This window comes from Fluviispira vulneris (assembly GCF_014281055.1).
Taxonomy (GTDB): domain Bacteria; phylum Bdellovibrionota_B; class Oligoflexia; order Silvanigrellales; family Silvanigrellaceae; genus Silvanigrella; species Silvanigrella vulneris.
In genome coordinates this window covers 842,460-860,036 of the sequence record NZ_JACRSE010000001.1, presented here as the reverse complement: position 1 = coordinate 860,036, position 17,577 = coordinate 842,460, and the positions used below count along the sequence as shown (strand labels likewise).

Annotated in this window: 13 protein-coding genes and 1 pseudogene; 11 read left to right on the top strand and 3 right to left on the bottom strand. The window is 32.2% G+C overall.

The annotated features are described in order from the left end of the window. Nucleotides 1–245: 245 nt before the first annotated feature. Nucleotides 246–2,087, top strand: coding sequence for a leukocidin family pore-forming toxin (locus H7355_RS03460; RefSeq protein ID WP_186645232.1), 1,842 nt, complete (start codon nucleotides 246–248; stop codon nucleotides 2,085–2,087). A 38-nt stretch (nucleotides 2,088–2,125) separates the two neighbouring features. Here the strand turns inward: H7355_RS03460 and H7355_RS03455 are convergent, their stop codons facing one another. Then, a complete protein-coding gene (locus H7355_RS03455; protein ID WP_186645231.1) occupies nucleotides 2,126–3,394 on the bottom strand; it encodes a diphosphate--fructose-6-phosphate 1-phosphotransferase in 1,269 nt (422 codons plus the stop codon). A 128-nt stretch (nucleotides 3,395–3,522) separates the two neighbouring features. Then, nucleotides 3,523–4,782 carry an adenylosuccinate synthase gene (locus H7355_RS03450; RefSeq protein WP_186645230.1) on the bottom strand — a complete coding sequence of 420 codons (1,260 nt, stop codon included), beginning with the start codon at nucleotides 4,780–4,782 and terminating at the stop codon, nucleotides 3,523–3,525. A 159-nt stretch (nucleotides 4,783–4,941) separates the two neighbouring features. Here H7355_RS03450 and H7355_RS03445 point away from each other — a divergent pair, with 159 nt between their 5' ends. Then, a complete protein-coding gene (locus H7355_RS03445; protein ID WP_186645229.1) occupies nucleotides 4,942–5,550 on the top strand; it encodes a tetratricopeptide repeat protein in 609 nt (202 codons plus the stop codon). Between the two features lie 57 nt (nucleotides 5,551–5,607). Here H7355_RS03445 and H7355_RS03440 read toward each other — a convergent pair whose 3' ends face one another. Beyond that, a complete protein-coding gene (locus H7355_RS03440; protein ID WP_186645228.1) occupies nucleotides 5,608–6,945 on the bottom strand; it encodes a hypothetical protein in 1,338 nt (445 codons plus the stop codon). A gap of 460 nt (nucleotides 6,946–7,405) precedes the next feature. Between H7355_RS03440 and H7355_RS03435 the strand changes: the two genes are divergently transcribed. From H7355_RS03435 to H7355_RS03390, 9 genes and pseudogenes are all read left to right on the top strand, one after another. Next, on the top strand, nucleotides 7,406–8,194 hold the full coding sequence (locus H7355_RS03435) for an MnmC family methyltransferase (protein WP_186645227.1): 789 nt from the start codon (nucleotides 7,406–7,408) through the stop codon (nucleotides 8,192–8,194). Between the two features lie 425 nt (nucleotides 8,195–8,619). After that, nucleotides 8,620–10,248 carry a type VI secretion system baseplate subunit TssF gene (locus H7355_RS03430; protein ID WP_186645225.1) on the top strand — a complete coding sequence of 543 codons (1,629 nt, stop codon included), beginning with the start codon at nucleotides 8,620–8,622 and terminating at the stop codon, nucleotides 10,246–10,248. Further along, nucleotides 10,248–10,898 (top strand): hypothetical protein, encoded by a 651-nt coding sequence (locus tag H7355_RS03425; RefSeq protein WP_186645212.1) that lies wholly within the window; start codon nucleotides 10,248–10,250, stop codon nucleotides 10,896–10,898. The genes H7355_RS03430 and H7355_RS03425 overlap by 1 nt, the downstream gene beginning before the upstream one ends. A 9-nt stretch (nucleotides 10,899–10,907) precedes the next feature. Beyond that, on the top strand, nucleotides 10,908–12,533 hold the full coding sequence (locus H7355_RS03420; protein ID WP_186645211.1) for a type VI secretion system baseplate subunit TssF: 1,626 nt from the start codon (nucleotides 10,908–10,910) through the stop codon (nucleotides 12,531–12,533). Nucleotides 12,534–12,562: 29 nt separating this feature from the next. Beyond that, the gene (locus tag H7355_RS03415) at nucleotides 12,563–14,854 is read left to right on the top strand and encodes a contractile injection system protein, VgrG/Pvc8 family (protein WP_186645207.1); all 2,292 of its coding nucleotides are present in this window, start codon (nucleotides 12,563–12,565) and stop codon (nucleotides 14,852–14,854) included. An 18-nt stretch (nucleotides 14,855–14,872) separates the two neighbouring features. Continuing rightward, a complete protein-coding gene (locus tag H7355_RS03410) occupies nucleotides 14,873–15,373 on the top strand; it encodes a PAAR domain-containing protein (RefSeq protein WP_186645205.1) in 501 nt (166 codons plus the stop codon). Between the two features lie 12 nt (nucleotides 15,374–15,385). After that, nucleotides 15,386–16,513, top strand: a pseudogene (locus H7355_RS15990) (DUF6402 family protein). Then, nucleotides 16,503–16,985: a hypothetical protein gene (locus tag H7355_RS03395; protein WP_186645199.1), complete on the top strand. Its 483-nt coding sequence runs from the start codon at nucleotides 16,503–16,505 to the stop codon at nucleotides 16,983–16,985. Before H7355_RS15990 ends, H7355_RS03395 begins: the two are co-directional and overlap by 11 nt. After that, on the top strand, nucleotides 16,954–17,526 hold the full coding sequence (locus H7355_RS03390) for a hypothetical protein (RefSeq protein WP_186645197.1): 573 nt from the start codon (nucleotides 16,954–16,956) through the stop codon (nucleotides 17,524–17,526). Before H7355_RS03395 ends, H7355_RS03390 begins: the two co-directional genes overlap by 32 nt. Nucleotides 17,527–17,577 lie beyond the last annotated feature (51 nt).

Here is a 17,577-nt window from a genome sequence, read left to right as displayed (position 1 = left end):
AAAGATATAAAATTTTAATATTTCTTAATAATTATATCATACTATTTAATGTTTAATAAATGTTTCTTTACAAGTCTTTCATTAATGGTAAGCTATTTTAAATGAACAATATGATAAGTATTGTTTAGGTAAAACATTCTAATATTATTAAAATTAAATATTTATATTTTTTCTGGAATACTTATTCTTAATTAAGTTGAGAAAGTATTTGTCAATTAAATTATTTGTAAAATTTGGAGGATACAGTGAGTCTTGCTTCTTATCAAAATAAAATACTATGTTTTGGATTGGGTAGTATTATTATAGGGTATTATCCTGATTTTACAAAGGCAAAAGCAGCAGATTTAACTGGATCTTCAAGTCATATCATCGTTGATAAAAAGAATGATTTGCAAAATATTGAAGATGGTTATGAAAATGGGAAAGTGCTTATATTTGACAATAAAAACATTGAAGAAAGCGAATCTAATAAAAAAATTATGGAGCATTCGAGCGGAATTAGCATCGACAATGCCCCAGTGCTTTTAAGAAAAGGTGCCAACGGGCCTGAATTCATTGTTATGCCAAGTGATATTTCTGAATCTGAAAAAAATTTCCAAATAGAAAAGTTCGAGCAGAAACGGAAAAGAGTTAAGCGCTCCTCCCCCGCTGAAAATCAACTAAAAAAACCATCTGTAACAATAACTGTTTTGAAAAGAAATTTATCTTGCAAAATGAATATGTATAAAGGATATGAAGATTATCCAGAGTATATGAAAGATTATTGTGATAAAAGAGCTTTTGTAGAATTGAATTATAAAATAGATATGTACGGTTCGATTGCTCTGCAAAAAACTGACGAAAAAACAGGGGCTGTGACCCGTACTGAAGATGGTAAATACCTGGTTATCACAGTCTCTCCTTTCGAAGAAGGTGGAACAGGTTGGCATATTACCGATGAAATTAAAGAAGAAGTGCTGTGGGGAAATTTTTTAGGCAGTAGAAATGAGTTCGTCGGGCCTTTTGCAAGTAAGTATAATTTTTGGGTACAGTCAGATGAGCAAAACCCAAATGTAAGACTTGTCGCTACTTTTCCACAAAATACAAATCCCGAAATGAGTGTCAATGAGTCTCGTGGGGTAACAGTCGGAATGAAAGGTGGGATCAAATTCGGAGTCGATAAAGATCTCAATCCGAGCGGGTCCATTGATTTAGACATATCAAGGCAGGTTACTGAAACTCGAAATGTTTCTTTTAAAACATATGAGTATTATGTTGAAAATAATAGTTATGACGGAGCCGCACGGTGGACCTGGAATAGCAAAATGAATGAAGCAAAAATGTGTAATGCATTAACTACAAAAGATTTTGGAGGACTGTTCGGAGATTGTTACTTTACACGATTTGTTTTAAATGATGATAAGGTTATAAATAAGGAAAAGCTAAATCTCTCAGCAATCAGCTATAAATCTTTCACACCTTCTTTTCAGGCAATATATAAAGCTGATAAAAATGAAGTGGGTGAATCAACATTTAGCATAGGTACAAGCGCAGAAGTTGGAGTTATTTTAGGAAGTGTTTCTATGGGTATCGCAACGGTAGGTGGATACTATTGGTATTTTCCATCATACACTGCGAAGCCCATTCCAGAAGTAAACGCGCAAGAAAGGTTTACAGTGGATTGGAGTTCTCCTTTTTTTGAGCCCGAACAAAATGTTCGTTTGCAAAATATGAATGGACTTAGTACGACAAAATGTTTAAGTGTAGAAAAAAGGGATGCAAACTTAAAAAGTGAAAATGGAATTGTTAACTTAGAAACTTGCCAAGATGAACGGGGGCAAATCTGGGGTTATGACAATGAAGAAAAAGTTTTTAAATCACGTGTGGATAAAAATTCATGTCTTACATATATAGACGATCATAATTTTGCTGTTCGTTCTTGTGCTTACGTAAATTCACAAAAATGGATTATAAACTCAGATGGGAATATTCAATTATATGTTGATAATAACAAAATTTTGGGAGAAGATGCTGCTGGAAATTTAAAAATTGTCAATCCTGATTCATCAGAGAAAATAAAATTTGAAGCATTTAAAGCAAAATTATAATTTTGCAAAAATAAAAAGTCGATTTAAATATCGACTTTTTATTTGTCAGGACGAACGTAATCAAATAATTTTTTCTTTATATGTGCTGCTTTTAATGCTCTTAATTCAGGAACGCAACCCGCAAGGGGAAGAACATATTGATAAAACTCTTCAGTGACACCATTTTCTTCACTGTTGATCATACTTTTAGGCATGAGTTTAGTTTTTTGCGCAACAAGTTTAAGGTCACACAAAGATGTCTCGCATTTGTAATTTTCGCCTGGGACACGCACAAGGGTCACCATTTTATCTGATTCCCCTTTCATAATATAATGCACAGCCATCGATCCTACCAAAAATGCATCTGCTTGATCTGTGTGTGAAGCCATACCTGCTAACGAGCGTTGCAAATAGCCCAATGTATCAGCACGGCAACGTAACTTACCAAAGGAAGTATTGTACAATAAATTCTTTTTTATCAAATTGCTTAAGTAATCTCCAAGTTTACCTGAGCTTGATAACAGAGCATTGCCAAATTCATCAACTTCACCTGCAAAACGCTCCTCGCCAAGTTGATCGGCTATACCTTCTGCAACCACGATCGTTGCGCGTCCGATACGATTGTATGTTTTTTGCACGTCGGATAAAAACTTTTTCTCATTAAATTCAACTTCAGGAAGATAGATAAGATGTGGACCAACTTCATCATCATCTTCAATATCTATGTGACCTTTTTTAGCAATTGCTGTTGCAGCAGCAATCCACCCAGCATGGCGACCCATCACGACATTTATTTTAACACTGTTAAAAAAGCTGCGATTGTCTAAATCATCTCCTGCAATAATATGCGAAACAACTTTAGCTACGCTGCCATAACCAGGACAGTGATCGGTGACCATAAGATCGTTGTCGATGGTTTTTGGAATATGGAGAATGCGGACACGATAATTTCTTTTATTAGCTTCTTCACGAATGAGTTGGGCTGCTTCGGCAGAGTCATTTCCACCGTTGTAAAAAACAAATTTAATATCGTGGGCAGAGAAAACTTCAAAAATTCTTTCTAAATCACTGTGTCTGGGTTTTATCCGAGCAGAACCAAGGGCGGCTCCGGGTGAAACAGCGATATTTTGCCAAATACGATTTTCTTCAGCGGATAAATCGAGAAAATTTTCGTATAACACACCATGTAAACCATGATAGGCTCCATAGACTCTATGAATTTCTTCGGGATAATCGCGACTTGCAGTCATAATTCCTGTGAGAGATTGATTTATTACAGCTGTTGGACCGCCAGATTGAATAATGAGAGCATTACCTTTAAGCGTCATGGGTTCCATTCTCCGCAAAATGAAAAAAAATTATAGCATTTAAAAAAAATCTGCTATAATTGTTGTTTATACATTTATAATGTACTTGATCGTTTTGAAAAAGCAATACCACGTTTTAGGTGTTTTTTTCACACCCAAAGACCTTCACTGCGCTCAGCGCCAGTAGAGATATAAACACTCGGAACGTCTATATATTTTTCTACCTTTTTTATAAATGCTTGATACTGTTTGTTGAGCTGTGGTCCATTTGCCACGCACTCCCAACCATCAACATATTCTACCACAGGCTCAACATTTTCCCATGCTGATTGAGTCATTGGATAGCCAACCATTTCTTTTTGTGTGCGTTTGTCTCGGTAGGCAGTGATAATACCAATATGTTCAATACCAGAAAGCACATCTGCTTTCATAATTGCAAGACCTGTTAAGCCATTAATTCTGGAGAGATAGCGAAGTGCTACGAGATCGAGCCAGCCAACAGACCGTGGGCGACCTGTATTTGTGCCAAATTCATTACCACGTTTACGCAGTTCATCAGCAAAATCTCCAAAAAGTTCAGCTGGATAGGGACCATTACCCACACGGGTTGAATAGGCTTTTATCACACCCAAAATATTACTTATTTTCCAAGGAGGGATGCCAAGCCCACCTGCACAGGAACCCGCAACCAAGTTGCTTGAAGTCACAAATGGATAAGTACCAAAACTCACATCGAGCATTGCGCCTTGTGCGCCTTCGAGGAGGACACGAGCACCTTGTGCCAATCGGTTGTTGGCAATCATTGCTAAGTCTTTCATATAAGAGCGCAAAGCTTCAGCGGTTTCAAGGAATTCGTCAAGAACTTTACCTTCAAGACCTTCTTTTAAATGTGGATTGGCATTCAACCAGGCATGAAAATTTTCAGGGCTTGAAATTTCGGCTATGCGTGGTCCTTCTCTGTAAGCACGACTGGCATAAGTTGGGCCGATTCCTCGTCCCGTTGTTCCAATTTTCGCTGTATTTTTAGAGCGTTCAAGTTCACGCTTGAGATCGAGATTTTTATGGTAGGGCAAAATAACGCTCGCACGGTAATCTACATGCAAACGCTCGGGAGTGATGTCGTAACCTTGAGATTTAACTTTCTTCAGCTCATCACGCAAAACAAAGGGATCGACAACAACTCCTGCTCCGATCCCGATTTCGCAATTATCCCTGAGTATTCCTGAGGGAAGAAGCTGTGTGACTATTTTTTCTCCGTTTACCCAAATAGTATGGCCAGCATTGTTTCCTCCTTGAACACGGCAAACCAAATCGGCTTGTTCGGCCAAAACGTCTACTAGCTTACCTTTACCTTCATCACCATATTGAACGCCAAGAACCAGTGTCGCTGCTCCATGTTGCAGTTTCATTTCTACTCCCGAGTGAATATTTAACTCCCACATACTTATGCAGGTTTTACAATTGATGAAATTGGAACAGTCTTCTGTTCGCGTCACTCTCACACATTCATTTTCATTCTTCAACATTTCTTGGTATGATTTGCATATATTTTGAAAGGAGAGCTTTTCGTGCAAAACTCTTTGAATGATTTTAAATCAGCTTTGTTTGCAGGTGATTTTAATCTTGCTGAAAATATAGGACTTGTTCAAATTCAGCAAAATGGTGAAAAGGCGGATTGGTTAAATGAAATGGGGTTACTTTATTTGATGAAAGGAGATCTCCCAGAAGCTCTAAGACATTTCGACAGAGCCATTGCAGCAGATCATTTTTATATTGAAGCACAATTTAATGCAGCTATTATTTTAAGTGACCTAGGTTTTTATGATGAAGCTTCGCAAAGATTTGCCGAAGCCTGTCGGCATGAAGGAGTTTTGCTTGCGCAAAAACATTTTGACATGGCGCAATTTTATTTATCCATGCGGAAATTAGAATCTGCAGAAGAAGAATTGCGCAAAGCTATTGCTTTACACAATTCTAGTGACTTCTATATTGAGTTGACTAGAATTTATATTGAACAAAAGAAATTCGATGAAGCTCTCTTAGAGATCGATACTGCAATTTCACTTAATTTAAATAATCCTATTGCCGAAAATTTGCGTTCACAGTGTTTACAGGCAAAAGATAATTTTATTTCGTCTGATAAAGTTCCTGGTGAATTAAATACACCTCCGTTTTAATTGTTACTTTATTTTAAAATAACAATTAATTCAGTGAACATTAAAATACTTTAAATATCAATAGTCCACAGCTACAGAGGCATGAATATTGGATCCTCCTTGCGAAATTGCATCTGTAGAGTTTTCTGCATTAAGCACAGAATTAGGTAAAGATCTTGCTAAGCGCAATTGAATTGGGTTTGCATAAATATGACCATTAAATCCCTTACGATTATTGTCCGCTAAGAAATTTTCTAAAAATGGTGCTTTGGTATGCACACCAATCATCAATTTATAAATACCTAAAACTCTGCGCTCGGGTCTTGCTGGAAATTCAATTTGTAACGAAGAGCTTGTTTGATCTTGTATTTGCGTTGACCAACCCCAATTTGCTTGGAAAGTAAATGAGGTCTCTTCATTGACTATGACTCCATTTGCACTGATCTTCTCTCCCACTTGAAAGCCTAGGTTAGTAGAGTTTGTTTTTGTAATACCATGAGTGATTGTTTCTGTTTGATTGTAGCCTGTGTTTTCACCAGCATATTGCGTCCAACCCAATTGCCAAAAAGTCCCTGCACTTAAAGTTTCATCAGATCCATTTGCACTCGTTATCTGTTGCTTTCCGTTTGTAGTTTCATAAGTATTTATATAGTCAATATCCCAGAGAGTTGTCTTTTCATTCGGAAGTGATTTAATTAAAAAATAACCTATAGGTTCATTGTATTTTACATTATAGCTTATTTTGGTATAGCTATTATTTCCAGGTTTTAATTCATTCAAATGTCCTTGACCATCTGATATATAGATCTTGTCTATAATATTATCTATTTGTGACTGCGCATTACTTGTCGAATCAAGATAAAATCCACTGCTTATATTGTTATCTTTATTTAAAAAATGCACTGCTAAAGTCGGATAATCCCAAGAAAGAGTTGAATAACTAGATGTCCAAACCGATGGGTGAGAAATTATTGCTGCAGATATTTCTCCACGGCAGCCATCTGTGCTTGTGCAATAAAGCTCGGTACCAAAATCTTTATTACCCAAACTAGAATAGCTCTGTTCCCCTTTCCAAGTTGTCCTTTCGGTGTCTATACCCCAAGTTAATGGCAATGAATTGTTATGAGTAGAGACAAATTCAGTAAGTTTATCGGAATCCAACGCTGGTGCGGGATAGCTGGGCGGCTCTTTATAACCTTGAACTGATCTTAGAATGGATTGCGCTTTATAATTTGGGTCATTGGATTTAACAATCTGCTCTCCGTTATAAATGGTATAAATTACGTGGTTTTTATTTACCAAAGGTGTGAAAAGTTGTGATGAATTTAAAGTTTCTGCTGCTGAAATATTTTTTGCGAATAATACACCGGCAAGACATATCCCTAAGTTTATAATTTTGTTACGATATAGAGTCATTTAAGCTATCCTTTTTTCAAAAGTTATCCCAATAATCACTCATCCTAAGAGATGTTATAAGTTAATAAAATAAATTATGGTGAGCTATAGAGGGCTTGTTTGTAAGCAGAAAATACAAAAAATGGTATTCTTTATATAATAATTATATTAATAAAATCAAATATTTAAATTATTTAATACATACATTTTTACTAAAATGTAAAAAATATTTACAGAGAAAATAGATTGGTTTAAGTATTACTTTCTTATTAATTGATATTTTTTGCTTAATAAGAATAACTGAGAAGAGCTTAAGTGCTGCATAGGGCATAAAAATTTGTGCGCAATCAGAGAATGCTTGATGTTTCAGGGAAAATTGGAATGGCCTCTATAAAATAATTATGAATTATGGAAAAATTTGTAAAAGCAGAACTTGTTGATTGCCTAAAATGTGTTATTGAAAATATTTTTGGAACAAGTTATGGATAAATTAAAGAACCACGAAGAACAAATTGGTGATTATCGCGATAAGGATGGTTTTTCTGCACATTTTTATAAAACCCAAGACAATTCATGGACTGTTTCAATTGTTTCAGACGAAATCCAGACAGAGTTGATGCACAGTCAAAGTGGATCGTTTTCAGAAACCATTTATGTCTATCTGCCTGTAGTGGATTTTGTCATTAAAAATAATTTAGATCCCGTTTTTTTATCAATTGGACTTGGGGTGGGTTATATTGAAATTATGCTTTTTGCGTATCTTCTAAATAAAAATATTTCAGACGAATATCTTTCAAAATTATTTATTTTTTCATTTGAAAAAGAGGAAAAATTAATTCAGTTTTTTACAGCATTTTTTTTGGACAAGTCCTTACCGAAATCTTTTCATGCCTGCTATTCTTCTATTCTTCAGTTAAACAGTGAGTATTTTTCGGTAGATAAGAATGAATTAAAATTATTTATAAGAGAATTTATTCTCAAAAATAATTTTGTCATAAATAATAAATTCACAAGCGAAACACAATTAACAAAACCAGCCAGCGGTATTTTTTTTGATGCCTTTAGTGCCAATTCCTCTCCCGATCTTTGGCATGAAAGTTATATAGATAATATTCTTTCCCAAGAAAATTGTGCTTCCTCTTCAGCTTTTGCAACCTATGCTTCTAAAAGTATGCTCAAACGAAAACTAAAAGAGAATCATTTTAATCTTTTAAAGAAAAAAGGTTTTGCTGGGAAAAGAGAATGTGTTTTTGCTTCACGTATGTGTTAAGAAATTGGTAAGCTAAGTATATAATAGATCCATAACTGATCAACCCATAACTATATTGATTTAAAAAAAAACACCCTAATTTTAATTTTAATAAAAAAAATAATTCAAATAATAGAGTTGAATGAATTTGCATTTAATGTTACAAGCAAGGCGAAGATTTAAACTTTGATATTGAAAGTTGGCATTATTTTACTTGAATAGAATTTGTTAAAGATAGCAATAAGAGAATTGTGGATAATTTATTGTATCTTCTTTTGATACAAGAGTGCTCTGAATTTTCTTCAATAAAATAATGAATCAATATTTGCAAAAATGAATATTACAATAAAAAAAACTTAAATTGTTGCAAATTTAAGTTTATAAAAGACGATTTTTATTATTATTTAAAACGCAAAAAAAGTATTTGGATTGCAAGAATGAGGTCTATGAATATTTATCAAGTAGAGTTAGCTAGACTCATAGAAAAATTAAAATCCGAAACAAATGAAATTGGTAAAAGAAATCCTAATCTTTTTCCAGCTCTCTTTGCCAAAGGCGATGCCATCAATGATCCAGAAACGGATCGGCTTGTTGAAAGTTTCGCTTATATGATGGCACAAAGTAACATAAATTTTGTTGATACTTCGGAACAAATGTCGACAAATGACCTGAGTTTATTTTTACCAGAATGGTTTGAGCCCACGGTTTCATCTGTTATTCTAAAACCCAAAATTCAGGATTGGCAACAGTGGGAAAATTTCCATATAAAAGAAAACACAGCATTTCTTTCAACAGATCCTGCACTTAAAGATGAATACCCATTTTCAAATGACTTACCCATTCAATTTTCTCACATAGATATCGAAGAATCTTCTTTCTCAGTAATCAACGGTAAGCATTCTCTCGTGTTAAAATTTAAAACACTTGCAGATATAAATCGCTTAGGAAAAATTAAAATATTTCTAGATTATAGCAAGTTCAATTTTTATTATAGATTGCTTGATAATCTTATACTCAATAAAAATAAAATTGAAGTTTTACACAAGAACGAAAAATTCGTTTTAAATCCAAATGCAATAAGCTATTCTTTTACAAATATGCTTGATAGGTCAATTTATACTGCCGATAATATCACGTATTATTTATTTCAATTTATAAACTATATGAACAACTACTGCTTTTTAGATATTGATTTTTCTGCTTTGCAGATGAATATTGAAAACAATGAAGAATTTATAGTTATTATTCCATTGGATGATTTTAAAAATGAGTCATTAGATATTAAAAATTATGCTCATACCAATTGCTTCTCCTGCAAAAATTATTCTATCAACCGAGGCGATCCAATCTATTTGCAAGCAGGAACGAAGCCATTTCTTACGTTAGACAAAGCTTCGAAAAAGAATTTTATAGGATTTGACCATATCCAATTTTTCGATTTAAACCATAAGAACGTTTATTTAAGAAAAAGAGAAGATTATCGTCTCATCAAAAAATATACCAAAACAAAAAATGGACTCGAAATTCATTTCTACTTAAAAATACTTAAAAAACTAGAAAAAGATATTATTATTGTGCCCTATTTTAAATTTTCCAATTTAAAAGAAGCTCACTTTATCCTGCCAGGGGCAAAAATGCGCCTAAAAAAGAGCAGCAGATTTGAGTTTACCACGATTTCAAGTCCATCAAAGACAAATTTTTATTTAAATCCAGATAAAAATAAAAACTTTTACAAGTCTATTTTTAATATGAATATGAATCTACTAGATGAAAACATAAAGTTTTCTGACTTTATGGATGCTTTAAAATTATTTTCTGAGATCACACAATATTATAAAGGAATAATTTCAAAGATAATTTATCAATTTAGAGTTGCGGAAGAAGTGAATAAAAAGACGCAAATTCATAACGTCCATGGATGTTTTCTTCATAAGAGATACTGCGTAACTCTTGAGATAATAAAAAAATATTATGAATTCGGTGGTGTGACTTTAATTGCCAAGTTCATCGAAGCGCTTCTAAATAAGACCTCAAAAATAAATTCAAAATACTCCGTTGAACTAAGGATGAAGTAATGAAAAGTATTATCAGTGAGTTTGAACAAATATTGTTCAAATCTCTCGTATATTATCCAGATAATGAAAAAAATATAGCTTCAACCTTTAAGGTTACTTTGCCTGAAATATATTATGAAAAATTTAAAGTATTGAACGAGAGGCAAAAACTCATAATAGCAACTTTTGTGAATAAATTTTTAAAAAAAATACAGAAAAGTGAAGCCATCGATAATGAAAGTGTTAAAAGTCATTATTTAAACTTTAGTATTGATAAAACTAAGCTTTTAAATAAACAAAATACAATTCAATTTGTTCTAAATGAATTCGAGGACTGCATTGATTCTTATAATGATATAAAGCTTTTTGAAGATGTTCATCATAGAATAAGAATAGAAAATAACACATTAGCCAACAAGAATTTTCCAATTTTTATTGGATCATACTTGGATATCAATCAATGTGGTTGTATGGTCATTATGAAGTTAAACACACGTCATCAACAGAAAATAGTAAATTTCATTAAAAAATATAAAGTCAATGCTTTATATTTTATCAGCAAAGAAGAATTCGATATTTATTTAACCTTCCATTTTTTTGATGGTGAATTTGCTTGTTTTAAAAATTCAACGGAAGAAGAAAAAGAAAAATTTAAAAATCAATTAAACTGAGGTGTATACATGAATTTTGAAAATGTTATGGCAAAACATTTAAATGAAATGCGTCACGAAATCAGTTCTATGACATCGGAGTTTCCTGAACTGACACAGCACTTCGGTATGGGGCACAATGGACTCCTTGACACAGAAACAGAGAAACTACTTGAAGCTTTTTCTTTTATGCTGACTGAGTCAGAAGCAACACGCAAAAGTCTTATGGCAAATAAAGTAATGGCATTCCTGGAAAATGTTTTTCCAGAATGGTTCAGACCCGATATTTCTTCGAGTGTGGTCGAGTTTCAAGCATATGAAAATTTTGACTCAATATTGAATGACATGAAACGAAAAGAAGTTCTAAGCTTAAAGCTAAAACAGGATAATAAAGATTTAAAATTTTCTTTTTTAAGTCCAAAGTATATAACACCATATTTTATTGAAAAATCTTACTTTAGTAAAAACATGTCGCAAGCTTTTTTGCATTTGGATTTTAAAAATAAAGTCTTTGCATCAGCCCTTGAAACAACAAAAACTATGCGTGTGTACTTCCAATTCGAGAATATTGAAAATACCTTTTCTTTATTCAATTGTCTCATTGAAGATGAAAATAATTTCACCTTTTCTTCATACGAAGTTAGAGAAGAAATCAAGAGAAAAAATATAACTTTACCCATATTTGAAGATAGGCGCAAAGAGTCTATATTCTTTACAAGTAAAAACAAGCTTTCTGTTTTTTTAAACGTCTTGAATAAACTCAATCATTATTTTTATATCGATATTAACTTAGAAGAACAGCTCTCGGAAAAAAGAGATAATTTCAGTTTAATCATTCCTTTAAATCTTTATTTGTTCGACAATCTACTAAAATATAATAATTTCGCTAAAACAAACTGTATCCCAGTTTTTAGCATTTATCAAAAATCTATCACCAATGTAAATCTAAATATAAATGAAAATTCTGCTACGCTACCTGTATCCAGTTTGAAAGACGATCATATATTAGAAATCAACCAATCACACATTTATAATTTTAAGTTAAAGACAAAAGATCCTCTTGCCAGTGATATGTCGATTGTGAAAGAAATTAAATTTTCACTGGATATTCCATTTGATATCAGACATTCATTTATATTTAATAAAAGTTCAGTCGCACCCGACTCTCTCCTGATGACAGAAGGTTTGTGTATTGATTGCTTTGAGCAAATGCAGTTTTTGAATAAAGAAAATATGGGTTTAACAAGTTCAGATGACTCTCGTTTTGGCCATCTCATAACTGAAGTTATGCCGACAATTTTTTATCCGGAAGTCTTCTATGACTCTGAATTTTTAAATTATCTTTATAATTTAAATTATTTTATTGGTAAAAAAATGAATAATCTACCTAAAATTATGGAGTACTTTAAAAAAATAAAAGATAATTATTTTAATTATAAAGATCCAGTTTATAAATATCTAAATAGTATTGTTATTCAAGATTGGTACATTGTGGCTCGCATGAGCGATGAAGGCAAACCACTTTTAATCTCAAGATACAGAATAACAAATAAAAATAGGGAAGACACAGTAAATTTACTATTAGATAGAATTTTTGAAAAAATATTAACTGAAATTGCAGAAAGTGATCTTGTTTATCAATTTGAACGTGATTAATTTTATAATTCAATTTATGTGAGGGGCAAATGGATTTATTAGGAAGTGCTGTCAGTGCAGCAAAGAAATTAGTGGTCAAGCCTTATCCCTGCTTAGATGTTCTTTCTGCGGTTGAAAATAACACCGGCCATAGATTTATCGTGGAGTTTATTGCCGATAAAAAAATAATATTTGAAAGTGGAGTTTCCCAGTTTGAAATTAAAGAAAGTATAAGCTCTTTGTTTAGAATAGACTTAAGGATTGAACTCAGTAAAAATGAATTTGTAAAATTTTTATCCGATATGCAATTGCATGGACATGTGATTGATAGCGAAAATATATCGGCTTATTTTTATTTCAAAGAAATTCATGCACACTTGCTCAATGGATACTCGCTCAAAGTCAGAGAATTCAATGGTTATATCCAAAACTTTCAAATTTCTTCCGTTGAACATGATGGGGTCGAAACAATCATTCTGCAGATCGCTGCGGCACCTCTGCCTGCATTTATGCAACAGACCAATGCTTATCGCGCTTATGTTAATAAAACTGTCGAAGAAATAATTGAAGATGTTTTTGCGGATTTCTGCAAAGAGAGTTTATTAACCGAAAAATTTAAGCCTGACTTTTGCATTACCTATCCCGTTAAAAGCAATCGAATCAATTGTGTGCAAAATGGAGAGTCACATTGGGATTTTGTGTTACGTCTGATTGAAGAAGAAGATTGGGAATATGTTGTTACCTTCAATGATAAAAAATGCGAAATCATGATATTTGATGAAATTTTAGCACCCGAGATGTTAATTCCAACAGGAATAAAAAAAGAAACCACGCTGGATTTAATCGACGATCAAAGTGTTATGTGGGAAACGCTAGCTGAGCAATCGTTTGAAAAAAAGAATTTTTTATACGGCCTGCGTTTTATAAATACGGGCATTCCTGCACCTATTCAAGTGCTCGATTCCGACGCGCGCAGACATGGTGTTCCCTTAAAAAGCAAAGAAGCTGTTTCAAAACTTCCGCCTAAACACAAAACCCCTTTGCAATTAAAATGGACCTATGGGCAGGAGGGGGCTAAAAAATACTCATTAACCGATTCGAGTATTAAATTTCTCGATAGACGCGCAGAAAAACTAGAATTAAAAAACACATTTCCGACTTTTCAAGCCAGTGGAATGACAAATTGTCTCGATATTTATTTAGGGAGTAGAGTGAATGCCAATTATGACAGGGATAAATTCAAAAAAATATATGGTGAATTAAAAAAGTTAAAAAATTATCGGGTGCATAATTTGCGTTTTGTTTTTAATTGCCAATCTCAATTCGGAAAAAATAATTGCCAATATTATACAGAAATGAATATGCATCCAGCGGAAATAGTATATGGCATAAAGCAAGACTATGAACGCAATTATATTGATGGGACGATGCATGGGATCGTAAAAGCAGATGATGAGAAAATACAGCTCGATGGTGAAAATAATTATATTAAAGTGATGTTACCTTGGCAATATAAGGGTTTACCCGTAAAATCAGATTATATTTTAGCCCGCTTTATGAGCCCCTGGGCAAGCCAAAATTATGGAATGTTTGTCACCCCTCGCCATGGTGACGAAGTGGTTGTTTCGTTTGAAGATGGCGATCCCGACCTGCCCGTAGTGCTCGGCTGTCTGTATAACCAAAAGTGCAAATATCCTGTGAGCGCCAAAGAGAATAAACACGTACTCGCCATTTACGATCAACCATCTGAAAATAAGAAAAATAACTTCCTCGTTATGGATCACAAAAAATCCTCCGTCGATATTGCAGCAGCAGAGCATATGCGCATTCGATCGTTTGGAGATCATTTGGCACAATCAAGAAAAACAATGACAATGAAGACTTCTGAAAATATGCTCAGTCATTCTAAAGAACAGATGGAATTTATAACAGAAAAAAATATGTTTTCCTCATCGAAAGAAGAGATGGAATTTATAACGGAAAAGAATATGCTCGCAACTTCTAAGGAACAGATGGAACTCATTACAGAGAAAAATATGTTTGCAAGTTCAAAAATGCAAATGGAATTTATTTCTGAAAAGAGTATTCATATGGATGCTAAGGAACAAATTGAGCACAAAACAGATAAAACTATGAAACTTGATAGTAAGCAAGATATGAGTTTTAAAACAGAGAAAAATATCATGGCACAAGCAGTGGAAAAAATAGTTTTAGAAGCGCAAAAAAAGATTGAAATACATGTTGGAAATTCTATCATTGAAATTGATAGCGCAGGTAAAATAAATATAAAGTGCACGGAATTAAGCGTTGAGAGTGCAGGATTAAAAATGGAATTAGCCTGAACATTGGAGAAAATTACGATGAAGTTAGGGATTGTTGTTCAAGGAGATTCATTAAGCAGTGGTGGAGTCGTTTTACCTATACCAAGATTAAAACCAAATATAATGAAAATGCCTTTTGCGTGCTTAGGAGATAAAGTCTCCTGTCCTATTCCTTTTCATGGAGTGGGAACAATAGAAGAAGGATTTGAAAAATTTAAAATAAATGGTATGCCAATTGCATTGCATGGTCATAAAACTTCATGTGGATGCACACTTGTAGCATCACAATTCGGCTCTAAGTTAACAATAGATGTGCCTGAAAAAACAGAACATACTTGGGAAGTAAAGTATAAAAAATTTATATTTAAAGATAGTGAAACTAGTGAGAACCTGCAAAATATTCAATATTCAATTATATCAGAGAGTGGAGATTTTAGAAGAGGTTATACAAATGAGAGTGCAGAAACGAAAACTTTAATGACTAAGGAAAGTAATTGCAAATTCAATTTAAAACCTCAAACTAAAATTGTCATTGAATGAAAGAATAAAATTATGTTGAACATAGATCTTACCAAATTAAAATATGCCACTCCTATTGTGAGTCCAATACCTTATATAGCAACAATGTATTTACCAGGAGTTTCTACCTGCGCGCTAAATGGAATTGAAACAGATAACGAAGAAGAAATTACAGAAGTTAAAGTTAAAAGATTTCGCTTGACCAATATTCCTGAAGCAATGCGAAAAATGAAAAATCCAGACGGCTCATCTTGGTATATAGCCCCAAAAATTATGGAAAAATGGTTTTCACTCCCGGCATATGTTATGGATTTAAAATTGAAGACAGGGAAAATAACAGAAGCATTTTATTTAAATATCAATGATAAAATAGATAAATATTTGGCTGAAATTAAAAAATATGAGCCGCATGTAATACAAAACTTAATGACTATGGATGAACTTTTAAAATTCCAAAAGGTAAAAAAAGCTTTTGAAATTTTAAAATTAAACACTGAAAATGGTAATGTAAAATTTGGATTTTCTAAAGAGGGGCTTAAGGTACTAGGAAATAGAATTGGAAGATGGAAGAATATTAATAATATTCATGAAGAAAAATGGAATTTTGGAGACTTTAGCAAATCGGTCTATTTTATAGATAACTTTTTCCAATATAATATTTCTCCCATTGATTGCAATATTTTAAAAGATCCTATTGATGATTTCTTTGGTGCTATAGGGACTTCCAACTTAAAAATTGCCGCTCGTGGCGAAGTATCCATGCTGAAAGGACAAAGAAATAAATGTCTTTTTTAAGTAAAAGAGGTTGCTATTTATTTAAGAGATAATTATGATTTTGTTGATAAAGGAAAATATATTGATAAATTAAAAAAAATTAATTTAGATGATACTTTCTTAAGAAGATTTGCTTCACAGCCTTTAGGTTATTGGGGTTTTGAAGGTGTATTGAATTTAAATGAAACTCAAAAATATATAGCTTATGAATGTCCTATAAAAGGAGAAATTAAAATGTATTTTCTAGTTCAAAATTACCATTTTCATAAATACAGAGAGAAGCACAATAAAGGTGGCGATTTTGTAAACTATTCAGATATGATTAAAATCCCACTCCCAAAAGATCAATTTAAATATGAATTGGATATTGGAAATCATGCTCAATAATAATGACAAGGAGAATATTATAATTCTCTTTAAAATAATTCTAAAGCATAGAGTTAAATTTCTTCTTATTATAATTATTTCGTTTATATATTATATTATTATGATAGATGATAAAGATATGAAAAGATCGAGTTTAATAGAAATTAATTTTAGTACTTTCGGAAAATATCGGGTTGAAATTTATAAGCATTTAGAATTTATAACAACTCCTGCATTTCCAAACTACAATATTTTTATTTATGATAACTCTAATAATGAAATTTTATATTCATTCTATGAACATCCAATGAGATATTTTGAAATTTACTGGGGTGGATCTAAAAATGATACATCAATAGAAATTGATTATATTCTTAATATATATAAGCTTCCTCCAGAAAGATGCATAGGTTTTGTAAACTGCAAGGAACTAACAAATTTTCTTAAAAGAAAGTTAATAAATGACAAAAATAATTATAAAATTATTAAATAAATTTTTAAAGTTGATATTAGTAATTGAAATTATAAAAGACTCGGTAACATTTATTAATACATTATTTCAATTGCTAAAAAATAAATATATTTTAACTTTTAAAATAATACTTTGCATGTTTATTTACATTACTTTATTTTTTGATAATTGCTATTCTTATTCCTTGAGCCCGTTGAAAAAATATTATGCTACAATCTGTTATCCGGAAAAAAATAAATTTTTTCATTTTTTGACCAAATGGAAGCCAAGAGTTATTTCTATTTATCAAAGATGGGATGGTGATGAATATTATGATTTTTCTAAAGCAACAGGAAAATTAGTATTTAAATCTGAAGTTTTGAATATTACAAATAACAATATGAAGTGGGAATTAGATAACCATAAAATTTTAATAAGTAATAAAATATTAAATGTGAATTTCAATGAATATTGCAATGAGTCGTTTAGTCGACCATGCAATGAAAATTACGATGAATATGATGATATAGACATGAATGAAGTAAAGAAAAATAAGTCTTATTATTCTTTAGGTAAATGGTGAGATAAATTGTTTTATTTGGTGGACAATATTATATATCGAATTCCCCCTCAT

Excerpts from the sequence above, each read along its gene's own strand:
- H7355_RS03455 (WP_186645231.1), bottom strand. The coding sequence starts at position 3,394 with ATGACGCTTAAAGGTAATGCTCTCATTATTCAATCTGGCGGTCCAACA.
- H7355_RS03450 (WP_186645230.1), bottom strand. The coding sequence starts at position 4,782 with ATGAAACTGCAACATGGAGCAGCGACACTGGTTCTTGGCGTTCAATAT.
- H7355_RS03440 (WP_186645228.1), bottom strand. The coding sequence starts at position 6,945 with ATGACTCTATATCGTAACAAAATTATAAACTTAGGGATATGTCTTGCC.
- H7355_RS03435 (WP_186645227.1), top strand. The coding sequence starts at position 7,406 with ATGGATAAATTAAAGAACCACGAAGAACAAATTGGTGATTATCGCGAT.
- H7355_RS03430 (WP_186645225.1), top strand. The coding sequence starts at position 8,620 with ATGAATATTTATCAAGTAGAGTTAGCTAGACTCATAGAAAAATTAAAA.
- H7355_RS03425 (WP_186645212.1), top strand. The coding sequence starts at position 10,248 with ATGAAAAGTATTATCAGTGAGTTTGAACAAATATTGTTCAAATCTCTC.
- H7355_RS03420 (WP_186645211.1), top strand. The coding sequence starts at position 10,908 with ATGAATTTTGAAAATGTTATGGCAAAACATTTAAATGAAATGCGTCAC.
- H7355_RS03415 (WP_186645207.1), top strand. The coding sequence starts at position 12,563 with ATGGATTTATTAGGAAGTGCTGTCAGTGCAGCAAAGAAATTAGTGGTC.
- H7355_RS03410 (WP_186645205.1), top strand. The coding sequence starts at position 14,873 with ATGAAGTTAGGGATTGTTGTTCAAGGAGATTCATTAAGCAGTGGTGGA.
- H7355_RS03395 (WP_186645199.1), top strand. The coding sequence starts at position 16,503 with ATGCTCAATAATAATGACAAGGAGAATATTATAATTCTCTTTAAAATA.
- H7355_RS03390 (WP_186645197.1), top strand. The coding sequence starts at position 16,954 with ATGACAAAAATAATTATAAAATTATTAAATAAATTTTTAAAGTTGATA.